The organism is Acidocella aquatica (assembly GCF_030160635.1).
Taxonomy (GTDB): Bacteria; Pseudomonadota; Alphaproteobacteria; order Acetobacterales; family Acetobacteraceae; genus Acidocella; species Acidocella aquatica.
The window spans coordinates 1-24,178 of record NZ_BSOS01000098.1; the positions used below are offsets into that span (position 1 = coordinate 1).

The 24,178-nt window shown below is 60.9% G+C and carries 20 protein-coding genes; 11 read left to right on the forward strand and 9 right to left on the reverse strand.

Annotated elements, in window-relative coordinates; all coding sequences use genetic code 11:
• Positions 1-613: 613 nt before the first annotated feature.
• Positions 614-1,339 (forward strand): acetoacetyl-CoA reductase, encoded by a 726-nt coding sequence (gene phbB, locus QQJ84_RS17985; protein ID WP_284259713.1) that lies wholly within the window; start codon positions 614-616, stop codon positions 1,337-1,339.
• A gap of 26 nt (positions 1,340-1,365) precedes the next feature.
• Here phbB and QQJ84_RS17990 read toward each other — a convergent pair whose 3' ends face one another.
• Positions 1,366-1,755, reverse strand: a complete 390-nt coding sequence (locus tag QQJ84_RS17990; protein ID WP_284259714.1) for a response regulator — start codon at positions 1,753-1,755, stop codon at positions 1,366-1,368.
• Entirely contained in the window at positions 1,752-3,524 is a 1,773-nt protein-coding gene (locus tag QQJ84_RS17995; RefSeq protein WP_348522693.1) for a PAS domain S-box protein, read from the reverse strand. The genes QQJ84_RS17990 and QQJ84_RS17995 overlap by 4 nt, the downstream gene beginning before the upstream one ends.
• Before the next feature lie 367 nt (positions 3,525-3,891).
• Between QQJ84_RS17995 and QQJ84_RS18000 the strand changes: the two genes are divergently transcribed.
• From QQJ84_RS18000 to QQJ84_RS18015, 4 genes are all read left to right on the forward strand, one after another.
• Positions 3,892-4,608 carry an SDR family oxidoreductase gene (locus QQJ84_RS18000; protein WP_284259715.1) on the forward strand — a complete coding sequence of 239 codons (717 nt, stop codon included), beginning with the start codon at positions 3,892-3,894 and terminating at the stop codon, positions 4,606-4,608.
• 518 nt (positions 4,609-5,126) lie between these two features.
• The gene (locus tag QQJ84_RS18005; RefSeq protein WP_284259716.1) at positions 5,127-6,224 is read left to right on the forward strand and encodes a sugar ABC transporter substrate-binding protein; all 1,098 of its coding nucleotides are present in this window, start codon (positions 5,127-5,129) and stop codon (positions 6,222-6,224) included.
• 66 nt (positions 6,225-6,290) lie between these two features.
• Entirely contained in the window at positions 6,291-7,049 is a 759-nt protein-coding gene (locus tag QQJ84_RS18010; protein WP_284259717.1) for an ATP-binding cassette domain-containing protein, read from the forward strand.
• Positions 7,046-8,260 (forward strand): sugar ABC transporter permease, encoded by a 1,215-nt coding sequence (locus tag QQJ84_RS18015; RefSeq protein WP_284259718.1) that lies wholly within the window; start codon positions 7,046-7,048, stop codon positions 8,258-8,260. The genes QQJ84_RS18010 and QQJ84_RS18015 overlap by 4 nt, the downstream gene beginning before the upstream one ends.
• A gap of 82 nt (positions 8,261-8,342) precedes the next feature.
• Here the strand turns inward: QQJ84_RS18015 and QQJ84_RS18020 are convergent, their stop codons facing one another.
• Complete coding sequence (locus tag QQJ84_RS18020) at positions 8,343-9,074, reverse strand: ROK family protein (protein WP_284259719.1); 732 nt, start codon at positions 9,072-9,074, stop codon at positions 8,343-8,345.
• Between the two features lie 76 nt (positions 9,075-9,150).
• A complete protein-coding gene (locus QQJ84_RS18025; protein WP_284259720.1) occupies positions 9,151-10,500 on the reverse strand; it encodes a carbohydrate porin in 1,350 nt (449 codons plus the stop codon).
• 214 nt (positions 10,501-10,714) lie between these two features.
• Here QQJ84_RS18025 and QQJ84_RS18030 point away from each other — a divergent pair, with 214 nt between their 5' ends.
• The 6 genes from QQJ84_RS18030 to QQJ84_RS18055 all read left to right on the forward strand — a co-directional run bounded on the left by QQJ84_RS18030 (position 10,715) and on the right by QQJ84_RS18055 (position 18,679).
• Positions 10,715-11,908, forward strand: coding sequence for an ROK family transcriptional regulator (locus tag QQJ84_RS18030; protein WP_284259721.1), 1,194 nt, complete (start codon positions 10,715-10,717; stop codon positions 11,906-11,908).
• Between the two features lie 81 nt (positions 11,909-11,989).
• Entirely contained in the window at positions 11,990-13,471 is a 1,482-nt protein-coding gene (gene zwf, locus QQJ84_RS18035) for a glucose-6-phosphate dehydrogenase (RefSeq protein WP_284259722.1), read from the forward strand.
• A gap of 57 nt (positions 13,472-13,528) precedes the next feature.
• Entirely contained in the window at positions 13,529-15,343 is a 1,815-nt protein-coding gene (edd, locus tag QQJ84_RS18040) for a phosphogluconate dehydratase (protein WP_284259723.1), read from the forward strand.
• Complete coding sequence (eda, locus tag QQJ84_RS18045) at positions 15,340-16,011, forward strand: bifunctional 4-hydroxy-2-oxoglutarate aldolase/2-dehydro-3-deoxy-phosphogluconate aldolase (protein WP_284259724.1); 672 nt, start codon at positions 15,340-15,342, stop codon at positions 16,009-16,011. The genes edd and eda overlap by 4 nt, the downstream gene beginning before the upstream one ends.
• Positions 16,012-17,430 (forward strand): pyruvate kinase, encoded by a 1,419-nt coding sequence (gene pyk / locus QQJ84_RS18050; protein WP_284259725.1) that lies wholly within the window; start codon positions 16,012-16,014, stop codon positions 17,428-17,430.
• A gap of 46 nt (positions 17,431-17,476) precedes the next feature.
• Positions 17,477-18,679, forward strand: coding sequence for an MFS transporter (locus QQJ84_RS18055; protein ID WP_284259726.1), 1,203 nt, complete (start codon positions 17,477-17,479; stop codon positions 18,677-18,679).
• A 69-nt stretch (positions 18,680-18,748) separates the two neighbouring features.
• Here QQJ84_RS18055 and QQJ84_RS18060 read toward each other — a convergent pair whose 3' ends face one another.
• From QQJ84_RS18060 to nadA, 5 genes are read right to left on the reverse strand one after another with little or no spacing between them, the layout of a single operon-like run.
• Positions 18,749-19,567, reverse strand: coding sequence for an aminotransferase class IV (locus QQJ84_RS18060; RefSeq protein ID WP_284259727.1), 819 nt, complete (start codon positions 19,565-19,567; stop codon positions 18,749-18,751).
• Positions 19,560-20,861, reverse strand: a complete 1,302-nt coding sequence (gene pabB / locus QQJ84_RS18065) for an aminodeoxychorismate synthase component I (protein WP_284259728.1) — start codon at positions 20,859-20,861, stop codon at positions 19,560-19,562. Before pabB ends, QQJ84_RS18060 begins: the two co-directional genes overlap by 8 nt.
• 8 nt (positions 20,862-20,869) lie before the next feature.
• The gene (gene nadC, locus QQJ84_RS18070; RefSeq protein WP_284259729.1) at positions 20,870-21,715 is read right to left on the reverse strand and encodes a carboxylating nicotinate-nucleotide diphosphorylase; all 846 of its coding nucleotides are present in this window, start codon (positions 21,713-21,715) and stop codon (positions 20,870-20,872) included.
• Positions 21,712-23,178, reverse strand: a complete 1,467-nt coding sequence (locus tag QQJ84_RS18075; RefSeq protein WP_284259730.1) for an L-aspartate oxidase — start codon at positions 23,176-23,178, stop codon at positions 21,712-21,714. The genes nadC and QQJ84_RS18075 overlap by 4 nt, the downstream gene beginning before the upstream one ends.
• Entirely contained in the window at positions 23,175-24,143 is a 969-nt protein-coding gene (nadA, locus tag QQJ84_RS18080) for a quinolinate synthase NadA (RefSeq protein WP_284259731.1), read from the reverse strand. The genes QQJ84_RS18075 and nadA overlap by 4 nt, the downstream gene beginning before the upstream one ends.
• Positions 24,144-24,178 lie beyond the last annotated feature (35 nt).

Here is a 24,178-nt window from a genome sequence, read left to right on the forward strand (position 1 = left end):
TGCGGTTGTGCAGGGATGGCCAAAGAAATCAAACCAAAACAGCTTCGTGAATAATAGCGGCTAGGTAGTTATACCTAATGATCTCCGGAGGTTTTGCGGGGTAGGGGGCAGACTGAATTCAGGCATCTTTCAGGGCCAACAGCGGGCGGCGGCGAATAGCGTGGTGCTCCGTAACGTCATGGCGAGGGCTTGAGGGCCAGGGTAATGAACCGCCGTGGGGTGTTCTGCGGCAAAAGTACCTAGATAGAATCCGGGGATATGAGCGGCCGGCATGCCCGGATAGCATTTCTGGGACATCTGATCTCGGCCAGGCTCAGCGCTCATGGTTTGTTTTCTTGCAGCTCCTCGGATAAAACATGTCTGAACGACCAATTTTTGAAGCAAAATCATCGCGGGCTGAAACGCAAGATCATTCGCATGTAAACGCCCGGCACGGTATAAATATGTTTTTGTTGATTTCAGAAAATATCCAAATAGAGGAGCTGGCCAAGAGCTGAAGACGGGCCATGCAACGACGATATTTTGCCGCGATGCGAACGCAGCGCAGTTCTAATGAATATTCGAAGTGTAATATATTTAAAAAAATAATTAAGCATCAGAGGAACATTCGGAGATGGCTAGATTAGCAGTTGTCACAGGTGGAACAAGGGGAATTGGCGCTGCGATTGCTCGGGAGCTGGCGGCAAACGGGTATCGCGTGGCTGTTACATACACTGGAAACGAGACGGCCGCCGCTGCTTTTCACAGCGATACCGGTATTCCGGTTTTCCGGTGGGATGTCATGGATTATGCGGCCTGCGAAGCTGGCGTTCTGGCCGTTAGCGAGCAACTCGGTGGTCATGTCGATGTGCTTGTAAACAACGCCGGGATTACGCGTGATGTTATGTTCCACAAAATGTCGCCGCAACAGTGGAGTCAGGTTATCGATTGCGATCTGACTTCGTGCTTCAACATGTGCCGCGTTGTGATCGGTTCAATGCGCGAGCGCGGGTTTGGCCGTATTGTCAATGTCTCCTCGATCAATGGTCAGAAGGGGCAGATGGGTCAGACCAACTATTCCGCAGCCAAAGCGGGGATTATCGGCTTCACCAAGGCGCTCGCGCTCGAATCGGCGGCCAAGGGGATTACGGTTAACGCCCTGGCGCCAGGATATATCATGACCGACATGGTGGCATCGGTTCCACAGGATACGCTGCGCCAAATCGCGGCCCAGATTCCAGTTGGGCATCTGGGCAAGCCGGAGGAGATCGCCCGGGCCGTGCGCTTTCTTGTTAGCGATGATGCGGGTTTCACCACGGGGTCGACGATCACCATGAATGGCGGCCAGTATATGACGTGAGGGGGCCGGAGCCTGGTTGCGGTGCTCTAAAAACTCCCGCGTTGTTCAGCGAAATATTTCACGGCTCGCTCAATGGCTGAAGCCATAAAGGGCTTTTTCAGCGTTCGGACCGCGCCGTAACGCGGATCAATTCCATAGGTGGCGTTGCCTGTTATGAACATAAACGGGACGTTGCGCGCGAGAAGAGCGTCAGCAACCGGATAAACAAATTCGCCGCGCAGGTTGATGTCAAGAAAGGCGCCATCCAGCGCCATTCCGCCGGTCTCGATGAGTGCAATTGACTGCGCCACCGAATTGGCAGGGCCAACCACCCTGCACGCGCACTCTTGCAGAAGATCTTCCAGCAGCATCCCGATCATGCTCTCATCTTCGACGATCAGAATTGTCAGCATACGATCCGTTGGTTCGGCAATCATGTTTGCACTCTTACCTTCGCGGAAAGCGGTAGCCGCACCATACATTCAAAACCGGCTGAATGAAAATCATTTTTCATGTCACCATTAAATTCATGTGTGATCGCGCGTTCCAAAAGCTTTGATCCAAAGCCGCGGCGCGTGGGAGGATTAACGGCAGGCCCGTTGTATTCGCGCCAGTGGATCGTCACGGCTGGTATTGCGTCTTCGGAGGTTAGCTTCCAGTTGATCCCGATTTTTCCGTTGGCATCTGAAAGTGCGCCAAATTTGACGGCATTTGTGATCATTTCATGGAAGACGAGACTCAATGTTACCGCCTCATTGGGAGCGAGCCATATGCGCGGCCCTTCGGTTGTCCATCGTTCAACCATGCCCTGAACACTATAGGGGGCAAAGCTGAATGTGATAATATCAGCGAGCGTGGCACCCTCCCATTCAGAACTGGTCAGAAGGTCGTTAGCGTTTCCTAACGCCTCAAGTCTTCCGCAGAATGTTATATAAAAATCCTCGGGCCGGGAGAACCGGTGGGTCTGCGCCGCGATTGACTGCACAACCGCCAGAGTGTTCTTCACGCGATGCGCCAATTCCCCGAGCAGCAACGACTGGTGTGCTTCCGCGCGGCGGCGCTGGGTGATGTCGCGCAGAATGGCGGTGAAGAGTTGGCCGCCTTCTGTTTCACCCTGGGAGATCGAGGCTTCGAGCGGGAATTCATCCCCGTTGCTTCTGCGTCCGCTTAGTGTGCCAAGGTCTTCCATGTTCCGGCTCGCCACCCCTTCGGCGGCAAAGTTTCGTAGATGGCCGGCATGTACGCCATGGAAACGATGTGGGATGAGCCGCTCGATCGGCTGGCCGATTATATCCGAAGCCGAATACCCAAACATCGTCTCCGCCGCCGGGTTAAACAGAACGATGCGCTGGGCGGAATCAACCGCGACGATTGCATCCAGGGCGGAGTTGACAATGCTTAGCAGCTGCGAACGGCTGGCGGCGATATCGCGTTCGGCCTGTTTGCGCTCACTTATGTCGCGGGCAAGCACGGCGTAGCCTTGCGGTTGCGCGCCTTCGCCGCGCAGCGCCGTGAGGGTGATGGCCGCCCAAAAATGCGAGCCATCTTTACGCACACGCTCTATTTCCTCGTGGAAGCTGCCTTCGGCCCTGGCGATTTCCAGTATCTGGCGCGGCCGGCCGCTATCCACGGCTTCGGCGGTAAAAAACAGTGAGAAGTTTTTTCCGAGAACCTCGTGCTCTGGCCAGCCTTTTAGCTGTTCGGCAACGGCGGTCCAACTGACCACCGTTCCATCCCGGTCGAGCATGTAAATCGCATAACCCTTTACCCCTTCGCCGAGAATCCGGAAATGGTCTTCGCTGCGGCGCAAGCTCTGCTCACTCAGTTTTTTTTCACGCGCTCTTTTGCGATGGAACCCGCCAGCCAAGACACTCACCATCACCCCCGTGACGGCAAATATGAGCATGCCGATGATATCGCCGGTGTGTTCAATCCTGAAGCTGCCGTGCGGTGGGAGGATAAAATACCCAGCGTAGACACTTGACAGTAACGTGGTGAACAAACCAGGCCCGCTATTGGCAATGGCCGCGACAATTATAACCGCCGGGTAAAACATGATATAAGGTGGCAGGGGAGAGAAATGCGCGTCCAGAGTCTGCTGCAGCACCACGGCCACCAATATGGCGAGCACGGCAAAAACATAGCGAATTCCAGCATTTGCGGCTAGCTGCATGGCAGTCGCAACCGGCTGGAGGCGGCATTGCATGTTTCTCCTGATGCTGGAAACATCAAGCCGGTATCAATGCATATCGCCATGGCCCTCGTTCTCCTGTTCAATTTCCAGCCTATGGTTCATCATTAGAGAACCGTCCAGCGCCGCGCGTCAAATTTTCCACGCGGTTTATGCCATTGCTAATTTTTTGTCATCACTAACAATGCCGCGCACCGCCAGATGGGCGCCGGGTATCAGGCTTGGACTTCGGCCTGTGGATAAATTGAGGATGCGCTCTGGAAGAAATTTTGAAAACCCCCGGGACAGGATGAACCCGATATAGTATTGAGCTTTAAGCGGCCGCGCGGGGTGACCGTGATTGCTGGCGTGCCGGCCTGGGAGAGAAGCTGTGGCGAGAGAATTGGAGGGCAAGGTTGCTGTCGTGACCGGGGCTGCATCTGGAATCGGGCTGGCCAGCATGGAGGCAATGCTGGCCGCGGGGGCGCGTGTCGTGATGGTCGACCGTGACGAGGCGGCGCTCGGCTTGCTCTGCAATAAGCACGGTAATGCGGTGATCCCGCTGGCGATCGACCTGCTAGACCCGGCGGATTGCGCGACTCTGGTGCCCAGAGCCCTGGAGAAAGCCGGCCACATCGATATTTTTCATGCAAATGCGGGAATATACGTGGGCGGCGACCTGGTTGGCGCCGATACCGGCGCTATCGACCGGATGCTGAACCTGAATATCAACGTCGTGATGAAGAACGTACACGATGTGCTGCCACATATGATTGAGCGCGCGACCGGCGATATTATTGTCACGAGTTCATTGGCGGCCCATTTTCCGACGCCATGGGAGCCGGTGTATGCGTCGTCCAAATGGGCGATCAACTGCTTTGTGCAGACGGTGCGCCGCCAAGTGTTCAAACACGGTATCCGGGTGGGCTCAATTTCACCCGGCCCCGTTATCAGCGCGCTTCTGGCTGACTGGCCGCCTGAGAAACTCAAGGAAGCCAGGGAGTCGGGAAGTCTGCTGGAAGCGAGTGAGGTAGCCAACGTGATCACGTTCATGCTGACACGGCCGCGCGGCATGACGATCCGCGATGTGGTCATGCTACCCACCAATTTCGATCTTTAGGCGCGCCTACCGTAGCGCGCGCAGCCATCCCCGCCGCCCGATCAGTGTAACTCATAATTCGCCTGGTTCATGGGGCCCGTCTGGCCGGCATTTTAACTTGAGTTACATGGATGGCTCAACGGGCCCGAACCGCGGCCGCGGCGAATTCCACAGGGGCGCAATATCTCTTTGATTTTTAGCGGAAATATGCTCCAGTATGAGAAATTTCTTTATAATGCGCTAAGCGCCCTCTGTGTTGGGACGTGTTTCCGTTCAATATCAATCAGTTATATTGTTATTAGGGAGGATCGTCATTGGCCGCGATTTTTAAGGGCAGGGCATGGCTGATTGCTTGGCGGATCTGGCCGCATGGGAATCGGTGGACTGATTCTTCTTGACAGACATTCCACTACCCATTACCGCTAATTTGTGCGAGGGTTAAATTAATTAAGGAAACACCCTTCCGTCCAAGGCAAATATACCCCGTGGAATCGGTCGTTTCCCTGACGAGTATAAGATATTTTTGGGAGAGAACACGAATGACTTTAAAAAATCGTTATATCGCCGCGGCGTTGCCGTTTTGGCTGGCGGCCGCGCTGCCTGCCGTTGCGCAGACCATTGCGATGCCCGACGTGACACAGATCAGCGCAAAACCGATCACGGTTGCTTTTTTGATGCCGGAGAACTCCTCGCCGCGCTATGAGCAGGTGGACCGGCCCGAATTCACCAAGATGGCAAAACTTGCTGATCCGAACGTGAACTTGATCATCTCCAACGCGAACAGCGATCCTGATACACAGCTTAACCAGGCGCAATCAGCCATCACCAATGGTGCCAATGTGCTGGTGGTGGATCCGGTGGATGGCAAGGCGGGGGCCGCTATTGTCGCTTACGCAAAGCGCAACCAGGTGCCGGTTATCTCGTATGACCGGCTGATCCAGGATTCCGAGCCTGCCGCTTATGTATCCTTCGATAACACGAAGGTTGGCGAGTTGCAGGGGCAGTATATTGCCGACCATACCAAGCCCGGCGGCAATGTTATTATGATCGGTGGCGCGCCGACAGACCCTAACGCGTTCGACTTCCGCGACGGTGCGCTCTCGGTGCTCAATCCGCTGGTCAAGGCGGGTAAGTTGAAGATCGTCTATTCGGTGATGACGCCGGACTGGAGCCCGGAGAATGCGTTTCAGGAGACTCAGCAGGCCCTGACCCGGCTGAGCAACAACGTGGATGCGGTGCTCGCCGCAAATGATGGCACCGCCAGCGGTGCGATCCGTGCGTTACAGGCGGTAGGGCTGGCAGGTAAAGTGCCGGTGACCGGCCAGGATGCCACCAATGGCGGGCTGACCTATATCCTTGAGGGGCAGCAATCCATGACGGTGTTCAAATATGTACCCGAGGAAGCCGCCGCGGCGGCGCAACTCGCGGTTTCCATTGGCGCCACCGGCGCGCCGCCGGCCGGCCTGATAAACGCGCAAGTGAACAACGGCAAGATCAAGGTACCTTCCGTGCTGCTTACGCCTGTGGTGGTGACGGCGGATAATATCAACTCCACCGTGATAAAGACCGGCTACACCACGCTGGCTGAGATATGTGTTGGCGCCGCCGCTGATACCGCGTGGTGCAAGGGTCAGTAACCGCGTTTGCAGGATGCCGCTCACACGGCCTGTGAGCGGCATCCATATTTTCAAGGAGGTACAGGAATGTCCACGGCAGAACTTCTGAGTGTACGAAACCTGCATAAAAAATACGGCGCGGTGACGGCGCTGCGCAATGTGAGCTTTACCGTGCGCAAGGGCGAGGTGACGGCCCTGCTCGGTGATAACGGCGCTGGCAAATCAACAACCATCAAGGCGATTGCCGGCGCTGCTCCGGCGGATAGCGGGAGCATTATTCTCGAGGGCCAGGAGGTGAGCCTGCGCCGCCCGGCTGATGCCAACGCGCTCGGCATCCAGACTGTTTATCAAGACTTGGCGTTGTGCGACAATCTCGGCATCTGCGCCAATTTGTTCCTCGGCCGCGAGCGTGTGCTGCGCCCGTTTGGAATTTTGCGTGATGTGGACATGGAGGCCGAGGCCCTGCGCGTGCTGAAGACGCTGCGCGTTAATCTCCCCTCGCTTGACACGCACGTCTCCTCCCTCTCCGGCGGGCAGCGCCAGGCGGTGGCCATTGCGCGCGCCGTTCTCTGGGGGACCAAGCTCGTGATCATGGACGAGCCAACGGCCGCCCTTGGCGTCGCCCAGACCGCCGAAGTGTTGCGGCTGGTGCGCGACCTCGCCGCGCAGGGCTTTGGCGTAATCCTGATTACGCATAATATGCACAATGTTTTTGAAGTCGCCGACAGCGTTGTGGTGCTGCGCCTGGGCGAGACCGTGCTGGAAGCGCGCAAGAGCGACTTAACACCGGAAATCGTCGTGGGCTGCATCACCGGCTCGCGCACGACTGTTGGAGGCGCGGCATGACCGTGAGTGTAGATAACATGACATCAGAAACGCAGACTCATTCCCCCATGCGCCGCTGGACACAGAGGCTTGTGCAATCGTCAGATCTTGGCATGGCGCCGGTGATCGCGGCGCTCGTCGTTATCTGGGCAGTGTTTGAAATTCTCAACCCGCATTTTTTGACCGCGCGTAACATAAGCAATCTTTCCGCGCAGATTGTCGTTACGGGGACATTGGCGCTGGCGGAAACCTTCGTCATTCTGCTCGGCATGATCGACCTCTCGATTGGCTGGAGCAGCGTCGTGGCGGCGGCTGTGTTCTCGGTGACCACCGTGTTTCTCAACTGGCCGGTATGGCCGTGTGTCGGGCTGGGCATTGGCGCTTCCGTGATTGTTGGCATGCTGCAGGGATTGCTGGTTTCACGCGTCGGCGTGCCGAGCTTTGTGGTCTCGCTTGGCGGCGCGATGATCGCGGAGGGTGTCTCACTCGCCATGCTGACGCCGCATGGCGGCTCCATACCGCTTTCGGACAATCTCTCAACCATGATCGGCACTTTGAACATCGCCCCCACATGGAGCTGGATCCTATCGCTGGGCCTGTTCGCCGTGTTCGCGGGGGTCATGGTCTCCCAGCATTTGGGGCGGATGAAGCGCGGCGCGGGGGAGGGGCACAGTGTGTTCTTTGCCAAGCTAGGCGCGCTTTTTGTGCTCTTGATCGCCGCGGTCGGCACGCTCTGCGCCTATCGTGGCGTGCCGTGGCTGCTGTTAATTTTCATGGCGGCGCTCTTCATATGCGCTTTCCTCACCAAATCGACGCGGTTCGGCCGGCATCTCTATGCCGTTGGCGGCAATGCCGAGGCGTCGCGCCGCGCGGGCATTAATGTCCGCTTCATCCAGCTCGCGGCATTCACGATTGCCGGAGCGCTGGTGGGGCTTGGCGGGCTGCTGGATGCAGCGCGTCTGGGGGTGGCCTCCGCGACGGTCGGTGATAGCGATATCATGCTGAATGCGGTTGCGGCGGCGGTGATCGGCGGTACCAGCCTGTTTGGCGGAAGGGGCTCGGTTTATGGCGCGTTGTTTGGCGCCCTGGTTATCGCCAGCGTCACCAACGGCATGGATTTGATCGGCGCTCCTTCTTCCATCCGCTTCGGCGTGGAAGGGGTGATCCTGCTGGTTGCGATCACAATCGACACGCTGTTGCGCCAGCGCCGGTTACGCTCCGGGCGGGTCTGACCGTCCCGTTACAGCGCCGGTCTACAAAAAAAACCATCCGGAATTTCCGGATGGTTTTTTATTTGTCTGGTGCCTGAGGGGATCAGGTAAAGATAACATCCATGGCGGGGTGCCAAAGTTTTACCCCTCCCATGAGGCCCGCCGCGTTTACCGCCAAGCGGACGCCTGCGGGAAGCTCCACCGGCTCAAAATGCCGCGCATTGCCACCTCCGAGATGGAGCACATCAAAATTCACCAGCGCCGCGCAGCGTGAAATCGTATCCTGCACTCGGATTTTCCATGCCACCATGCCTAGTTGGCGCAAAGCGGCGTCGCCGACGAGCTCGTCATATGTCGGCGCTTTGTCCGCGGGGTGGCGGCCAAGCTCGATCTGCGGGGCGGGAACGCCGTCACGGAACAGGGAGAAGCCCATGCCGGTACCAAGTGTTAGCACCAGTTCGATGCCCTCGCCGGTGATAACGCCAAGCCCGTGCATCATCGCATCATTGGCGAGGCGGGTGGGGCGGCCGAAATAAGCGGTGGCCAGGGCACTGAAATCGGTCCCGTGCCAGACCGTGGTGCCGATGTTTGGCGCGGTAAGGATGATGCCGCGGCGAATGGCTCCCGGAAAACCGATGGATATACGGTCATAATCACCGAGCGGTGCGATCAGCGCGCTGAGCGCCTCCAGCATCAGCGCCGGCGTTGCCTCTGGCGGCGTAGCGCAGCGTAGCGGGTCGCCGCGTATCCGGCCGTCCGCGTCGAGCAGCGCCGCCTTCAGATTGGTGCCGCCAATATCAATGGCAAGAATACGGAAGTGGGAATCGTCGGTCATGACATCCTCTGAAAACGAAAGAGGCCGTCCCGGTTGCGCCGGAGCGGCCTCCTGACTCTGGGCAGTCTACGCGAAATCAGTCCTCGCTGGGTAGCCCAATAAATTTGCCGACATTCAGATTGAACTGCAAGCCGACGACGAAAGCATCGTTCAGGTTATGGCCCGGGTAGGCTTGCGCGCCTAGCCCATCAGGATGAACAATGTATTGCAGATTCGGCATGACATCGAGATACGGCGTTAGATAGGCGTCGTAATCGATCTCGGCCATGATGAGGTTGGAGGCCGGCCGGCCTGAGCCGCCAAGGGTATTGGTGCGATAAGCATAAAGCTGGTCGATGAAGTTGCTGCGATAGTGTAGGTCGCCGACGGCAATGCCGAGGCTGTCGGCGGGGCGCGAGGCAAGAGGTCCCTGATACACGGCGCCGGCGGTCAGATTATAATCCGCTGATTGGTGCGCATCAGGTCCGAACACGGCGGCGCCAAACACAGTGAGGCCGCGATCAGAATTCATGTCAGGGCGATACACCATCTGCTTGGCCTGCACATAGACCATGGTGCGCCCATAACCATTGCCGCTGCCAAGTGTATTCGTCTTGGCATCATATTGCGCGTAGCTATAGGCCGTGCGGTCAAACACCGCGCCAACATCATAGCGGCGGGGATAGTTGTCATCAGCAAAGCTCGTTTTGTAGTCGAGTTCGATGGGAATTTCCACGCCGTTGGAATTCGTTGTCGAGAAGTCAAAGCCGTGATGCGGCGAGGCGGAATCTTTCGGGTCGTGGTCGGCAACGCCGATCTCCAACGACCAGTCGCGCACCGGCGAGATGACAACCTTGCCGGCCCAGACCGAGACCGGCCAAAACGAGGCGTTGATGATCTTGCCCATGATGTCAGGCTGCCCACAGAAGGCATTGGACTGGAAATGGCAGTAGATCGGATCGTTCAGGGTGAGCTGGTCAAGCTCGGTGCGGCCTGCTGTGATATCCAGCATGCCATTGAGGAGTTTCTGCTCCAGGGTCAGCGTGGTGAGGTTGTAGGTTTGCCCGCCGCCATATATCTGCTGCGCGGCAACGGAGTTGTTGATCGTGTCATTCGCGAGGTCGCGGCCGTCGCGGTTGGTCAGCTCGAGATGTAGCGTACCGCCCTGCCAGCCAACGAGCTTCTGTAGATCGGCATCGGCGCCAAAGGCCGCCTGGTCCGCATAGGCGGAGCCTTGCTTTACGCCGCCTGACGGATTGGTGGCGAACTCGCCAAAGTAGTTGGCATTTAAGTAGATGCCTTTGGCTGCGAGCGTTTGGCCCAGTTGCACCACTGGCGGTGCATCGGTGGTCTGGGCGTGCGCGGCGCCGCTAAAAATCAACCCGCAGCAGCCCGCGATCGATGCGAACCAGCGCTTCCTTCCACGAGGGATGGTTTGAATATGCATTTATATCCTCCTGTTGAGTTCTTTTGTTCTTGCTTCAATAATTGCCGGTAAAATCTGTAAGAAATGGCATGGCCCCAACGCCATGGCGATGAAAACTGTTACCCCCTATAGATCGCGGCGAAGGATGGCTTAATGGCATCCATAATTATTTTAGCCTCTAATAAATATGGTTGTGGCCATGCTTTGTCAATTGAAATTTGCGGCGGCGCATGTGTTGAGCTACAAAGCTGATGCGATGCTGACAAAAAAAATTAACTCCAACACCATCCGGCGCATCAATGCCGCGCGCGTGTTTCATGGTATTCACAAACAGCCTGGTATCTCGCCGCGGGGGTTGTCCAAAATCACGGGGATAGATCTGGCCACAATTTCGATCATCCTTACGACGCTGGAACAGGATGGCGTGGTGTTGCGGCGGACCGAGGCGCCCACCGGCCGCTCTGGCCGCCCGAACTCGACATTATTTATAAATGAAGCCAGCGGCGTGCTTGCCGGTGTCGCCGTCGAGGTGGAGGAGATCCACATTGTTCTCTCAAGTTTTTCCGGGGCGCGGCTGGGTTCGCTGCGCGTGCCCGGCAGTCTGAGCCAGGAGGCGGCGGCGGCGGCTATCAAAAACGGGATTTTGGCGTTGCTGAGGCAGGTTGGCATACCGCGCAAGCGCCTGGCTGGCGTCGGCGTGGGTGTTCCAGGTCTGGTCGGGCTGGATGGCCGGATCGCGCTTGCGCCGGCGCTGGACTGGCATGATGCGGATTTGGCCGGTGTGCTCACCGCGGGGCTTGGTGTGGCCGTCCACCTGGAAAACGACATCAAGGCCGCCGCCATCGCCGAACATATATTCGGCAGCTGCCAGCACACGGCGGACTTTGTATATGTCTCCGGCCGGTCTGGCGTGGGCGGCGGGTTGTATCTGGGCGGCGCCATTTACCGCGGCCCGCACGGCCTCGCCGGGGAGGTGGGGCATATGAAGCTGGTGCCGCATGGCCGGTCCTGCGCTTGCGGCGCGCATGGCTGTTTCGAGGCCTATGTCTCCGAGCATGCGATCCTTAAATGTCTCGCCGAGGCTGGCGAATCTGCGCGTGATATTCCCTCGGTGCGCGCCGCCGCGCTGGAGGGCAATGAAGTGGTGCTGCGGACGCTGGAGGAGGCGGGGCGGCATCTTGGCCTCGGGTTGGCGAATCTCGCCAATTTGCTCGCGCCGAGTTCCATCATTCTGGGAGGCGGCATGGCGGCGCTGGCGGAATTTCTGCTGCCCGCTTGCCGGCCGGAGTTCGAGGCAAACACTCTGGCGGAAATACGCTGCGCGATGACCATCGCCCTCTCGGCACTTCAGGAGTTTGCCATTCCCATGGGGGGAATCGCGATTGCCCTGCAACATTTCCTGGAAGAGCCCGGCGCGATTCGGGCCTGACTGATCGCGTCTTTACGGCGCCACCCGAAATCGCTAGTATTATTTTAAGGGTAAAATAAACTGCCTGGGAGGATGTCATCAATGACAAGCCGCGTGATACCAGTATCGTCATTTGCATTGGTTGTGTTCGGCGCCACCGGAGATCTGGCGCGGCGGAAGCTGCTGCCGGCGATGTTCCAGCGCGATGTGGCGGGGCAACTTCCCGATGACGCCCATATATTCGGCGCGGCGCGCGCAAGGTTGGCCGAGGGGGAGTTTCTCCTCCTGGCCCGGCAGGCAATTGAGGAACATGTGCCGGCGCCTGAGCGTGCCGCCGCCTCGGTTGAGCGATTTCTGGCGCGGCTGCGCTATGTGGCCGTGGAAGCCACGGGCGAGGAGGGCTGGCGCGAGCTTGCTGTGGCGCTGGCTTCGGTCCAGGACCGCATTATCGTGTTCTATCTCGCGACCGGCCCGGCTTTGTTTGGCCCCATCTGTGAGCGGCTGGCGCGTTTTGGCCTCGCGGGAGGCAATACCCGAGTCGTGGTGGAAAAGCCGGTGGGGCGCGACCTTGCCTCGGCCCAGGCGGTCAATACGATGATCGGCAGCGTGTTTCCCGAAGAGCGGACTTATCGCATCGACCATTATCTCGGGAAGGAAACGGTGCAGAACCTGATGGCGTTCCGATTCGCCAACGGGCTGTTCGAGCCGCTGTGGAATGCGGCGCATATCGACCATGTGCAGATCACCGTGGCGGAGAGTTTGGGTGTGGAGGGCCGCGCCGGTTATTACGACACCGCCGGTGCCTTGCGCGACATGGTGCAGAACCATCTGCTGCAATTGCTGTGCCTGGTGGCGATGGAACCGCCCGCGCGGCTGGACGCCGATGCCGTGCGCGATGAAAAACTGAAAGTGCTCTGCGCGCTGGAACCCATCACCGAGGCGAATGCGGCATATAATGTGGTGCGCGGGCAATATCGCGCGGGTGCCTCGGCCAGCGGCCCTGTGCCCGGCTATCTTGAGGAATTGGGGCTGGAGGAAAGCCCGGCTGAAACCTTCGTTGCCATCAAGGCTGGTGTAAAAAACTGGCGCTGGGCGGGCGTGCCGTTTTATCTGCGCACGGGCAAGCGCCTGGCGGCGCGGGTGTCGGAGATTGTTATCACCTTCCGCGCGGTGGCGCATTCGGTGTTCAAGCCCTCGGCGGGGCCGATCATTGCCAACCGGCTGGTCATCCGTTTGCAGCCCGATGAGGGTGTACAACTTTGGCTGATGATAAAAGACCCTGGCCCTGGTGGTATGCGGCTGCGCCAGGTGCCGCTGGATATGAGTTTCGCCACCGCCTTTGGCCTGCGAAACCCAGATGCCTATGAGCGCCTGGTGCTGGACGTGGTGCGCGGCAACCAGACGCTGTTCATGCGCCGCGACGAGGTGGAAGCCGCATGGCGCTGGATCGGCCCGATTCTGGAAGCCTGGAGCCATCCTGCCGCCGAGCCGCCCAAGCCTTATACCGCCGGCACCTGGGGGCCCGCGGCGGCCATTGCGCTGATTGAGCGCGACGGCCGCACCTGGGCCGATGGCGGCACTTGATCGCCCCGCGCGCCATATCCGTAAGCCAGCACCCTAAATTTTTTGGAGTCTCCAGAGATGGTTCATCCCCGGATCGAGGACGTCACCACCCGGATCATCGCCCGCAGCCAGACATCGCGAACGGCCTATCTTCACCGCATCCGCGCTGCCGCCAGCACCACGCCAAAGCGCAAGGGGCTGGGCTGCGCCAATCAGGCGCATGGTTTCGCGGCCTGCGGCGCGGGCGATAAAACCGCGCTCAGCAGCGGCGATGCGCCGAGCCTTGGCATTGTCAGCGCCTATAATGATATGCTCTCGGCGCATCAGCCCTATGAGACCTACCCAGGAATTATCCGCGACGCGGCGCGCGCGGCGGGCGGCGTGGCGATGATGGCGGGCGGCGTGCCCGCGATGTGTGACGGCATCACCCAGGGAGAGGCCGGCATGGACCTCTCGCTGTTCTCGCGCGATGTTATCGCACTTTCCACCGCCATCGCGCTCTCGCATCAGACTTTTGACGCCGCCGTATATTTGGGCGTCTGCGACAAGATCGTGCCGGGGCTGGTCATCGGCGCGCTCAGCTTCGGGCATCTGCCGGCGGTGTTCATTCCCGCCGGACCGATGACTTCAGGTCTTCCCAATGATGAGAAGGCGAAAATCCGCCAGCTCTATGCCGAGGGAAAGGCCAGCCGCGAAGAGCTGCTGGCGGCGGAGGCCGCGGCTTATCATGGCCCCGGCACCTGCACGTTTTATGGCACGGCCAACACCAACCAGATGCTCATGGAGATCATGGGCCTGCATCTGCCGGGAGCGGCCTTCATCAACCCCGGCACGCCGCTGCGCGAGGCTCTGACCCGCGCCGCCACCCAGCGCGCCTTGGCGTTGAGCGCCTTGGGGAATAACTACACCCCGGCGGGCGAAATGATCGACGAACGCAGCTTCGTCAACGCCATCGCCGGGTTGCACGCCACGGGCGGTTCAACCAACCATACGCTGCATCTTGTGGCGATGGCCGCGGCTGCGGGGATTATTCTCACCTGGGATGATTTCTCCGATCTGGCGGAGGTGGTGCCGTTGCTCACGCGCATCTACCCCAACGGCACGGCCGACGTGAACCATTTTTCCGCTGCCGGAGGCACGGGATTCTTGATCCGCGCGCTGCTGGAGGCTGGCTTGCTGCATGGGGGTGCGCGCACGGTGATGGGGGATTTGAACGCCTATACGCAAGAACCTGTGCTGATTGACGATGCGCTCGCCTGGCGCGCGGCAACTGTGGTGAGCGCCGATGAGTCAGTGTTGCGCGGTTGTGCTCATCCCTTTCAGCCTGCGGGTGGGCTGAAGCTGCTCTCCGGCAACATCGGGCGGGCTGTGATGAAGACCTCGGCGGTGCGGCCGGAGCGCCATGTCATCGAGGCGCCAGCGAGGGTTTTTCATACGCAGGAAGATGTGCAGGCAGCGTTCAGGGCCGGGGAGTTGAACCGCGATGTGGTCGTGGTGGTGCGCTTCCAGGGGCCTAAAGCCAACGGGATGCCGGAGTTGCATAAGCTGATGCCGCCGCTCGGCGTGCTGCAGGATAAAGGTTTTGCCGTGGCGCTGGTGACGGATGGCAGGCTCTCGGGCGCTTCCGGCAAAGTTCCGGCGGCTATTCATGTGACACCCGAGGCGATTGATGGCGGGCCGATCGCACAGTTGCGCGATGGCGATATTGTGCGCGTTGACGCGGTAAGCGGCGAACTTATCGCGCAGGCGGAACTTGCCGGGCGGGACTGTGTGCAGGCCGATTTAAGTGCCAACCATGCGGGCGTGGGGCGTGAACTCTTCGCCGTGATGCGCAAGACGGTCAGCCGCGCCGATGCCGGGGCTTCGATTTTTACACAGGACGATTTTTCATGATCCAAGAGCGGCTTGAGGAAATTCTGCGCGCGGCGCCGGTGATTCCGGTTGTTGTGATCGAGCATGCCGCCGCCGCGGTGCCGCTGGCCCGGGCATTGGTTGCGGGTGGTTTGCCCGTGATCGAGATCACCCTGCGCACGCCAGCGGCGCTGGAGGCGATCCGCGCGATTGCCGCCGAGGTCGAAGGCGCGATCCCTGGCGCCGGCACGGTGATCGCGCCAGCGCAATACGCGCAGGTGGCCAAGGCCGGTGCGCGTTTCGCGGTCTCGCCTGGCGCTACGCCGCGCCTGCTGGATGCGGCAGGCGATTGTGGAATCGCGCCGCTGCCGGGTATCGCCACCGCCTCCGAGGCGATGGCGCTGATCGAGCGTGGCTACCGTTTTGCCAAACTGTTCCCCGCCGAGGCCTCGGGTGGCACGGCTTTTTTATCTTCCATCGCCTCGCCGTTGCCGCAACTCACATTCTGCCCAACCGGCGGCATCACGCTGGCGTCCGCGCCGCAGTATCTGAAACTGCCGAATGTCATCTGTGTTGGCGGGTCGTGGATGGTTGGCCGTGCCGCGATCGCCGCCGGCGATTGGGAGGGGATTACACAGGCCGCGCGTCAGGCGGCGGCGCTCGGTGGCGCCCGCCTCTCAAACTGTAACGAAATAATAAGCGAGGAATGAATGTTCGAACACCGTTACGCTAAAATCATCGCGACCCTTGGCCCGTCCAGCTCTGATAAGGATACAATCCGCGCGTTGGCCGCGGCTGGCGCCGATATCTTCCGGCTGAATTTCAGCCATGGATCGCATGCGGATCACCGGCTGCGGATGGATGCCATCCGCGCCGTGGAGGCGGAGCTGGGCCGTCCTCTCGCGGTGCTGGCTGACCTGCAGGGGCCAAAGTTGCGGATTGGCATGTTGGCGCCCGGATATTTCGATTTGCAGGAAGATACGGAGGTTATCTTTGCGCTTGATGGCAGCGGTATGGATGTCTCCTCGATTCCTCTCCCGCATCCTGAAATCTTCAACGCCGCGCGGGCGGGTGTCACACTGCTTGTCGATGATGGTAAAATGCGGTTTGATGTGCTCTCGGCGGATGCAGGGCGCATTACCGCCAGAACCGTGACCGGCGGACGGCTCCTGCCGCGCAAGGGGGTGAGTGTCATCGGTGCGACGTTGCCGCTCTCAGCCCTCACGCCGAAGGACCGCGCCGATATTGAAATAGCCCTGGCCATCGGCGCGGACTGGATCGCGCTCTCCTTTGTGCAACGGCCCGAGGATATTGATGAACTGCGCGAACTCGTGGGAACCAGCGTGCGCATTATGGCGAAGATCGAGAAACCCTCGGCGCTAGATTGCCTGGAGAGCATCGTTGAAAAATCGGATGCCATCATGGTCGCGCGTGGTGATCTCGGCGTGGAGATGCCGCCCGAGGTGGTGCCGCGCATGCAGCGCCGCATTCTGCGCACCTGCCGGCGTCTTGGAAAACCTGTTGTGGTTGCCACGCAAATGCTGGAATCGATGATTACGGCGCCAACCCCCACGCGGGCCGAGGCCTCGGATGTTGCCACCGCCATTTACGCGGGAGCGGATGCGGTGATGCTCTCGGCGGAAACCGCCTCGGGGCGGTACCCCTTGCAGGCGGTGGAGATGATGGCGAATATTGTCCGTGATGTTGAATCCGACGATGATTTCTGGAGCGGGATGGAGAGCGGGCGCGATGTCTGCCGCAGCACCATATCAGACGTCATCTGCGCGGCGCTGCACCAGGCGGCAAAGGCGTTGCACCCGGCGGCCATCGTTGCGTATACGACAAGCGGAAACACGGGCTTCCGTGCCGCGGCGGTGCGTCCGCGCGCGCCGATTTTGTGTCTGGCGCCCTCCATCGAGGTGGCGCGCCGCCTGTGTCTCGCATGGGGCCTGCGCCCACGCGTTGCGGGCGCCATGAACGCGATGACGGATGTGGTGCAGCTTGCGAGCCGGATCGTTATTAAAGAGAGGCTGGGCAGCGCCGGCCAGATCATCGCTCTCACCGCCGGGCAGCCATTCGGCATCGCCGGCACCACCAATGTGCTGCGAATTGAGCGGATCCTTGAATAGGCCGGGGGCGCTCGCGCGGGCAACGCCACCCGCAACGGGATTTTTGATGGCATTGAAAAAAATATGGCGCGGTGAATACGCGGGCATGGCCGTCTTTGCGCTGGCCATGGGCGGTTTTGCCATCGGCACCACTGAGTTCGGCGCCATGGGGCTGGTGCCCTATTTTTCGTCGGGTCTGTCCATCAGCCCTCAGCAGGCGGGCAACGCGATCAGCGCTTACGCTTTGGGCGTGGTGGTGGGGGCGCCGGTTCTGGCTGTGGCGGTCGCACATTTGCCGCGGCGCAATGTTTTGGTGGGCTTAATGGTCGCCTTCGCCCTGGCCAATGGGTTGAGCGGCTTCGCGCCTGATTACCGCTGGATGCTGGCATTCCGCTTTGCCGCCGGGCTGCCGCACGGCGCTTATTTTGGCGTTGCCTCGCTCGTGGCATCGGAGATGGTGCCTCTGGAACAGCGGGCGCAGGCCATTGCGCGTGTGTTGCTTGGGTTGACAATCGCCACCATCGTTGGCGTGCCGCTGGCTGATTTTATCGGCCAGATGGTTGGGTGGCGCTGGGCTTTCGCACTCGTTGCGATGCTGGCTCTGGCGACTGCGTTCATGGTGCTGCGGTTTGTGCCGGTAACCCGCGTGGCGCTGCACGATGCGCCAAACCCGCTGGCGGAGCTGAGGGTATTGAAGCGCCCGCAGGTTTGGCTGACGCTGGGGATAGGTGCGATTGGCTTTGGCGGCATGTTCGCGGTTTACACGTATCTCGCCTCCACGCTGTTGCTGGTTACCAAAGCCTCCTCCGTCACGGTTCCGGTTATGCTTGGCATATTCGGCTTTGGCCTCACGATTGGCAATCTGGTGAGTGCATGGTTTGCTGATAAGGCGTTGATGCCGACTGTGGCCGTGGTGCTGGTCTGGTCAGCGGCGGGGCTGGCGCTTTATCCGTTCATGACGCATGCGGTATGGAGCATGGCGGTGGCGGTGTTCCTCATCGGCTGCGGCGGCGGCCTGGCAACCCCGTTGCAGGCACGGCTGATGCAAGTGGCCGAAGGGGCGCAAACCCTGGCTGCGGCGCTTAACCACAGCGCATTCAACATTGCCAACGCGCTGGGGCCGTGGCTGGCCGGAATGGCCATCGGCGCCGGGTTTGGCTGGGGGGTTAGCGGCTGGGTCGGCTGTGGCTTGGCGCTGGCCGGGCTGGCGCTGTGGTGTGTGGCTGTTGTTGCCGAGCGGCGCGCTGGCGTTCGGTTGATTCAGACGTAATTCTCCCGCGGTTTGCTCAACCGGGCGAACCACAAAAAATCGCTCAAACCCACCCCACGCGGAGTTTCCTCAGGTATCGGGCGATTCCAGGACTGTGCGCAGCGCCTGTGCCGCGGTTGGATCTGTTGAGATTTGTTTGCCGTCCAGCATGGTGAGCATTCGAAGCGAGAGGGTATTGCCAAGGCAGACACAGGCGGCGGTGAGCAGATTTTGGGGTGTTATACGCATCTCGCGCGCCAGGTTGCGGGCCAGCAGGCGTGCGCGCAATATGCCCGGCAGCGCGCCGTCCGCAACGGGCGGCGTGGTCCATGTTGCGCCTTGCAGCACGAACAGATTGGCAGCGCTAGCTTCGGCGGCATCGCCTTTGGTGTTGAGCAAAATCGCATCCTCGGCGCCGCGCGCGGCGGCCTCGCGCCGGGCGATGATGCTGTCCAGATAGTTGAGAGATTTGATTCGCGAGAGCGGCGAGAATTCGTTGCGGCGGGTGGTCTGGCAGATGACGGCGGAAATCTCTGGTGCGGCGGCGATGAAGGGGGCTGTGGTGATGAGCAGAGTCGGGTTGGAATTGGCGGGCGGCAGGAGGCCGCGCGGCCCGGTGCCGCGTGTCAGCGTTATGCGCAGCGTGGCGTCAGAGAGGGCGTTGGCGGTGAGCAATGTACTGATGGCGGTTTGAAACTGCGTGTCGGTGAGCGGCACGGTGAGGCCAAGCGCGGCGGCGCCCTGGCGTAGCCGCGCCAGATGCAGCGCCACATGCCGCGGGGCGCCGCCGGCTATGCGCAATGTCTCGAATATGCCGTCGCCCAATGTGAAGCCGCGATCGGCAGGGTCGATGCCGGCGTGCGTAGCCGGGCACAGGGCGCTGTTTAGCCAGATGACCTGGTCAGCCACCGCAAACTCCAAGCATTGGAGAGGCTTTTATGCGCATTTCCTCATATTCCGCTTCCGGTTGGCTGTCGGCCACAATGCCGCCGCCGGCCTGCATCAGAACATGGCCGGGGGTTACGATCAATGTCCGGATGATGATGGAGCTGTCCATCGCGCCGTCAAAGCCGATCCAGGCGATGGTGCCGCAATAGGGGCCGCGGCGGCAGGGCTCCAGCTCGTCGATGATCTGCATGGCGCGGATTTTTGGCGCCCCGGTGATTGAGCCGCCGGGCAGGGTGGCGCGCAGAAGGTCCAACGCGCCAAGCCCCGGGCGCAGTCTGCCGGTGATGGCGGAAACCAGATGATGCACCGAGGCGAAGCTTTCCACCTGGAGAAATTCAGGCACGCGCACGCTGCCGATTTGCGTGACGCGGCCGATATCGTGGCGGAGCAGATCGACGATCATCAGATTTTCGGCGCGGTCTTTGGGACTTTCGCCAAGTTCGGTGGCCAGGGCGGCATCCCGCCCCGCGTCGGCGTGGCGGGGTCTGGTGCCTTTGATCGGCCGGGTTTCGATTTCTCCCGCGGATGACAGGCTGATAAAACGTTCTGGTGATGCACTGAGAAGTGCGAGGCCTTCGCCGCAGTCCAGATAGGCGGCGAAGGGCGCGGGGCTTGCCGCGCGTAGGGCGAGGTAGAGAGAGGCAGGATCAAGACCGGCGGGGCGCAGGGCGGTGTGCCGCAGGGTGAAATTGGCCTGATAAATATCGCCCGCGCGGATGTAGGAGAGGATTTGTTCTACCAAAGCAATGTATTCGGCGCGGTCCATGTCCGGCTGCCAATGGAGTTTGGGCAATGGCGCGGGTGTGGGCGTTTTGGTCAGGCGGGCGAGGAGGGTATTGGCGCGGGCGGCGGTGTCCTGCCCGGGACGGTCTCGCATGATGAGCCAGCAACGCTGCGCGGTATGGTCGAAGCCGATGAGCGTGTCGTAAAGGCCGATGACCATATCAGGCAGGTTCAGCGGATTGGCGTGGCGCGATGCCACGGGCTCCAACCCTAGACCTAGATCATAGCCGAAAAACCCAACGGCGCCGCCGGTGAAGGGCAGGGGGCCGGGGATTTGTTGATGACGTGCCAGTTCGGCCGCCAGCGTGCTGAGCGAGGCATCGCGCAGGATTTTAAATGGGTCGAGGCAGATATAGCTGAGCTGGCTGCGCGCATCGCCGGTGGCGGCGCTGTCCAAAAACGCGAGGTATGGTTCCGGCGACAGGGCCGCGAAGCAATCCTGTGGCGCGCGCCAGGGGAGTTCGCGAATCACTGGGTATGTCAGCTCACGCGCACAAAATCGAGGCCGATATCCAGCACCTTCGCGCTATGGGTCAGCCAGCCGGCGGAGATCAGGTCTACCCCGGTCTCGGCGATGCCGGCGGCGCTCGCTGGGGTGATTCTTCCTGAAGCCTCGGCAATGGCTTTGCCATCGATCATCGCCACGGCCTGGCGAAGCTGCGTGGTATCCATATTGTCCAGCAGCACGGCATCCGCGCCCTCACGCAGGACCTCCTGCAATTGTTCCAGCGTATCCACCTCGATTTCAATTTTCACCAGATGCCCGGCCATTCGTTTGGCGGCACGCAGGGCGGGGATAATGCCCCCGGCGAGGGCGATGTGGTTATCCTTGATGAGAATTGCATCATCAAGGCCGAAGCGGTGATTGGCGCCGCCGCCGCAACGCACGGCATATTTCTGCGCGAAGCGCAGCCCCGGCGTGGTTTTGCGTGTGCAGGTGATGCGCGCCTTGGTGTGTTTTATGGCGTCGGCAATGCCGCGTGTGGCGGTGGCGATGCCCGAAAGCGGGCCAAGGAAATTCAGCGCGACACGTTCGCCGGTTAAAATTCCTCGCGCGGAGCCGGAGATTTCAGCAATCACCTCGCCGGGGGCGACGCGCGAGGCATCGGGCAGCCGGACATTGAAGTTGACCGAAGGGTCCACCATGGCGAAAGCGGCGCGGGCAAAATCCAGCCCCGCGACCACACCGGGATCGCGCGCGACCAAGGTGCAGACCGCCCGACGCTCGGATGGGACGACAGCCTCGGTGGTAATATCCCCGGCGCGGCCAAGGTCTTCCAGCAATCCGGCGCGCACGGCCTGTTCAACGAGAAGATACGGGATCATGCGGCCAGTCCTGTTGCGGTGAGGTCGGAGAGATTGATGGTGGAGGAAATTGCCTGCGCCGCATCGGTGCCGGGGAAATCGGTGCGGGTATGCGCGCCGCGGCTCTCGCGCCGGCGCAGGGCCGAGAGCGCCATGAGCAGCGCGACCAGGGCCGGGCCGGAATGCGCCGCGAGCGGCCGCAATTGCGCAATGGCGGATTGAAGCCCCCGCGCATTGCGGTAAATACCAAGATATTGACTACAAATTTCTCTAACAAGGGGCGAGGCTTCGGGAATCTGCAGTAAGGCTGGCGTGGCTTTGCTGGTGTGTATTGTCCGCCCGCTGATCGCCTGTGCCGCGATCCGCCCTGTGACCATTGCCTCCAGCAGAGAATTGCTGGCCAGGCGGTTGGCGCCGTGCAGCCCGGTTGCGGCGGCTTCGCCACAGGCGAACAGGCCCGCCACGCTGCTTTCGCAATCGGCGTTCACCGCAATGCCGCCCATGTGATAATGCGCGGCGGGGCGCACCGGAATCGGCTGGGTGGCGGGGTCGATCCCCTGTGCGCGGCAGGTGCTGAAAATGCCGGGGAATTTCTCCGGCGATACAGTGCGGGCATCGAGAAAAACACTGTCATCCTCAGCGTATTTTGCAGCCACCGCGCGCGCGACGATATCGCGCGCGGCGAGGTCGCCCCCCTGCATGAAGCGCGCACCCGCGTTATCGATGAACACGGCGCCTTCGCCGCGCACGGCCTCGCTCACCAGGGGCATCGGGTCCAACCCGCAGGCCAGAGCCGTGGGGTGGAACTGCACGAATTCCATGTCGCGCAAATTCGCCCCGGCGCGCGCCGCCAGCGCCAGCCCGGCGCCGGTGGCGTGCAGCGGGTTGGTGGTATGCGCGAACAACCCGCCCACGCCGCCGGTGGCGATCACCGCGCAATCGGTGGGGATGGTCAGCGGGCCGGCGGGGGTTGCGGCATTCACGGCGCAAAGGCGGTTGTCGTGCACGGCAAGCCCGGCTGCCTGTGTATGTTCTGATATCGTAATATTTTTCGCCGCGCGGGCGGCGTTGATCAACACGCGCATGACCTCGGCGCCGGTCGCGTCCTTGGCGTGGACGATACGGCGGCGCGCGTGTGCTGCTTCCAGGCCCAGCGCCAGGGTGCCGTCGGCATTGCGGCCAAAATCCGCGCCGTGGCGGGTGAGAAACTCAATCACCCAAGGGCCGGCCTCGATGATCCGCCGGGCCACCGCGGCGTCACAGAGTCCGGCGCCAGCACTTAAGGTGTCCTGCGTGTGCAGGGCAAAATCATCGTCAGGCCCGACGGCGGCGGCGATGCCGCCCTGCGCCCAGCCGCTCGCCGTCTCAACCCCCAGCGCGCCGCCGCAGAGCAGCACAACCGGGCGCGGCGCCAGGCAGAGCGCCGCCATCAACCCCGCCGCGCCGGCGCCGATGATGACCGGGCTGGCGTGCGGCGCGCTCATTTAACGGCGAGCATACGCTCGACAGACTGACGCGCGCGTTCCATCAGGGCTGGTTCAATTTCCACCTGTGTCTGCATTGTCTCCAGGCATGCGCGGATGTTCGGCAGCGTGATGCGCTTCATGTGCGGGCAGAGGTTGCAGGGGCGGATAAACTCGGTGCCCGGATGGCCGATAGCGACGTTGTCACTCATCGAACATTCGGTGATCAGCACCACGCGGGCGGGTTTTTCGCGCGCGACATAATCGCTCATGGCGGCGGTGGAGCCTGCAAAATCGGAGACCGCGACCACTTCCGGCGGGCATTCGGGGTGCGCGAGCACGGTGATACCGGGGTGGGCAGCGCGCAGATCGGCGATCTCCTGCGGGTTGAAGCGCTCGTGTACTTCGCAATGCCCGGCCCAGGTGATGATTTTCACATTGGTCTGCGCCGCGATGTTCTGCGCCAGATATTCGTCGGGCAGCATGATGACTTCCGGCACGCCCAGGCTCTCGACGATTTTTTTCGCATTGCCCGAGGTGCAGCAGATATCGGATTCTGCCTTCACCGCCGCCGAGGTGTTCACATAGGCGACCACCGGCACGCCGGGGTGGCGCTGGCGCAGGAGCTTGATGTCGTCAGCGGTGATGCTATCGGCGAGCGAGCAGCCCGCGCGCGTGTCGGGGATCAGCACGGTCTTTGTAGGGTTCAGCAGTTTCGCGGTTTCCGCCATGAAATGCACACCGGCCAGCACGATCACGTCGGCATCGACGTTCATCGCCTCGCGCGCCAGCAGCAGGCTGTCGCCCACGATATCCGCAACGCCGTGGAAAATTTCTGGTGTTTGGTAGTTATGCGCCAGAATCACAGCGTTGCGCTCGCGCTTGAGGCGGTTGATCGCCTCGATATCAGGCGAGAACAGCGCCCATTCGACGGGGGGGATCACGCGGCTGACGCGCTGGTAGAGCTGGGTTAGGTCCAACGGCATGATACATCCAGTAATGCTCATAATGAGCATAAATG

Bases quoted from the DNA above. Each gene is read 5' to 3' on its own strand.
- QQJ84_RS18005 (WP_284259716.1), top strand. From the start codon at position 5,127: ATGACTTTAAAAAATCGTTATATCGCCGCGGCGTTGCCGTTTTGGCTG.
- nadA (WP_284259731.1), bottom strand. From the start codon at position 24,143: ATGCCGTTGGACCTAACCCAGCTCTACCAGCGCGTCAGCCGCGTGATC.
- pyk (WP_284259725.1), top strand. From the start codon at position 16,012: ATGTTCGAACACCGTTACGCTAAAATCATCGCGACCCTTGGCCCGTCC.
- QQJ84_RS18010 (WP_284259717.1), top strand. From the start codon at position 6,291: ATGTCCACGGCAGAACTTCTGAGTGTACGAAACCTGCATAAAAAATAC.
- QQJ84_RS18075 (WP_284259730.1), bottom strand. From the start codon at position 23,178: ATGAGCGCGCCGCACGCCAGCCCGGTCATCATCGGCGCCGGCGCGGCG.
- QQJ84_RS18025 (WP_284259720.1), bottom strand. From the start codon at position 10,500: ATGCATATTCAAACCATCCCTCGTGGAAGGAAGCGCTGGTTCGCATCG.
- zwf (WP_284259722.1), top strand. From the start codon at position 11,990: ATGACAAGCCGCGTGATACCAGTATCGTCATTTGCATTGGTTGTGTTC.
- nadC (WP_284259729.1), bottom strand. From the start codon at position 21,715: ATGATCCCGTATCTTCTCGTTGAACAGGCCGTGCGCGCCGGATTGCTG.
- edd (WP_284259723.1), top strand. From the start codon at position 13,529: ATGGTTCATCCCCGGATCGAGGACGTCACCACCCGGATCATCGCCCGC.
- phbB (WP_284259713.1), top strand. From the start codon at position 614: ATGGCTAGATTAGCAGTTGTCACAGGTGGAACAAGGGGAATTGGCGCT.
- QQJ84_RS18055 (WP_284259726.1), top strand. From the start codon at position 17,477: ATGGCATTGAAAAAAATATGGCGCGGTGAATACGCGGGCATGGCCGTC.
- QQJ84_RS18020 (WP_284259719.1), bottom strand. From the start codon at position 9,074: ATGACCGACGATTCCCACTTCCGTATTCTTGCCATTGATATTGGCGGC.
- eda (WP_284259724.1), top strand. From the start codon at position 15,340: ATGATCCAAGAGCGGCTTGAGGAAATTCTGCGCGCGGCGCCGGTGATT.
- QQJ84_RS18015 (WP_284259718.1), top strand. From the start codon at position 7,046: ATGACCGTGAGTGTAGATAACATGACATCAGAAACGCAGACTCATTCC.
- QQJ84_RS17995 (WP_348522693.1), bottom strand. From the start codon at position 3,524: ATGCAATGCCGCCTCCAGCCGGTTGCGACTGCCATGCAGCTAGCCGCA.
- QQJ84_RS17990 (WP_284259714.1), bottom strand. From the start codon at position 1,755: ATGATTGCCGAACCAACGGATCGTATGCTGACAATTCTGATCGTCGAA.